We start from the raw sequence: 1,624 nt of genomic DNA, 5'->3' as shown, positions 1-1,624 counted from the left end.
AACAGCAGAGTACCGCGAATTTTGCCTTCAGCTTCAGGTTGACGAGCAATACCTTCCACAGCTTGACCTGCCGCATTACCTTGACCGATACCAGGGCCAATAGCAGCCAAACCAATTGCTAGAGCAGCAGCTAAAACGGAAGCAGCAGCAATCAATGGATCCATGATTTTTTACTTACCTTGACTACAAAACAAACGATTTTGGGTTTTCGATTTGGCGCGAATTGGATTTGAGATTTTTTACTTAATCCAAAACACCAAATTCATCAACTGAGGATATTTTGTCAGATGCGAGAAAAGGAGAATGAATAATTCTATTCTTCCTTATTTCTGCAATCTTTCCTAATGAGAATGATCCTCATGCTCTTCACCACCATGCCCTTCCATCGCCTCGTGAATGTAGGCGGCTGCTAAGGTGGCAAATACTAGGGCTTGAATTGCGCTAGTAAACAAACCTAACGCCATCACTGGCAGCGGTACAAACAGAGGAACTAGGAGTACCAGCACGGCTACTACCAGTTCATCCGCCAGAATGTTCCCGAATAGACGGAAGCTGAGGGAAAGGGGCTTGGTGAAATCTTCTAGAATCGCGATCGGCAATAAAACCGGTGTCGGCTCAATATACTTCTTAAAGTACCCTAAACCGCGCTTACTAAAACCAGCGTAAAAATACGCCAGTGAAGTTAGTAATGCCAAGGCTACTGTGGTATTGATGTCATTAGTGGGGGCAGCTAGCTCTCCTTCTGGTAACTTTATCAGCTTCCAGGGAATTAAAGCTCCCGACCAATTCGACACGAAGATAAACAAAAACAACGTGCCAATAAAGGGCACCCAAGGACGGTACTCTTTTTCTCCCAACTGGTTTTTAGCCAAATCCCGAATAAATTCCAGGGCGTATTCCATAAAATTTTGTATGCCGCTGGGAATTCTCTGGATGTTCTTAGTAGCCGCTAGAGAAGCTAGCACCAGAAGACCGATAACAAACCAGGAGGTGAGAAAAACTTGCCCATGCACTTTCAGATTGCCCAACTCCCAGTAGAAGTGATGTCCTACTTCCAATGAGGCAAGTGTAAAACAATTAAAGGGATTTAAGACACTGAGCATTTTTCCGTTCAGGAAGTTTTCCCAAGATACGAGTTTGGGGATGATTCCCAGCGTATCTGACTTATTTGGAGTCAGAAGGCAGGGTTGTTCGCACTGTATAGATGATGAGCGCGGCTTTGTATGTCAGAAATCCCAAAAATATGGGGATAACGTGTAGCTGACGCCATTGAGTTGCTATTATAATCAACCCAATAAACAGGGCGAACCGAGTTTTGCTCAGACGCTGTTTCTCGTTGCCAAGTCGCTCAACATCTTTAGCCAACATTCTCAAGTAAACCACACCTGTGCACGCCCCAATCAAATAGTTTAGGGCAATGTTGAGGTTGTAAAAAATCCACACAGAAATAAAAATAATCCCTGTGCAAGCTAGGGTAGCTACGAGCAACTCTTGTTGCAGGCTGTAGTATTCCTGCATTGATTCGCTGGGTTTTGATTTCGGCGAATCGGGTTGCAGAACTTCCCCATTTGTGCTGGTGGGTTGATGAGATGAGTCTGACAAGGTTCGGGGACTTGCAAATCAG

General features: G+C 44.7%; 3 protein-coding genes. All 3 read right to left on the bottom strand.

Annotated elements, in window-relative coordinates; all coding sequences use genetic code 11:
* The coding region (locus H6S82_RS32365) for an ATP F0F1 synthase subunit C (RefSeq protein ID WP_191057435.1) at window positions 1-164 on the bottom strand (164 nt) is incomplete at its 3' end.
* A 177-nt stretch (window positions 165-341) separates the two neighbouring features.
* Window positions 342-1,103, bottom strand: a complete 762-nt coding sequence (gene atpB / locus H6S82_RS32360) for a F0F1 ATP synthase subunit A (RefSeq protein WP_190465117.1) — start codon at window positions 1,101-1,103, stop codon at window positions 342-344.
* 61 nt (window positions 1,104-1,164) lie between these two features.
* Window positions 1,165-1,602, bottom strand: a complete 438-nt coding sequence (locus tag H6S82_RS32355; protein WP_322111910.1) for an ATP synthase subunit I — start codon at window positions 1,600-1,602, stop codon at window positions 1,165-1,167.
* Between the last annotated feature and the right edge of the window lie 22 nt (window positions 1,603-1,624).

The organism is Planktothrix sp. FACHB-1355, assembly GCF_014748295.1.
GTDB lineage: Bacteria > Cyanobacteriota > Cyanobacteriia > Cyanobacteriales > Aerosakkonemataceae > Aerosakkonema > Aerosakkonema funiforme_A.
Note: the sequence above shows the minus strand (reverse complement) of the source record. Positions and strands in the feature narration are given on the sequence as shown.

Bases quoted from the DNA above. Each gene is read 5' to 3' on its own strand.
- atpB (WP_190465117.1), bottom strand. From the start codon at position 1,103: ATGCTCAGTGTCTTAAATCCCTTTAATTGTTTTACACTTGCCTCATTG.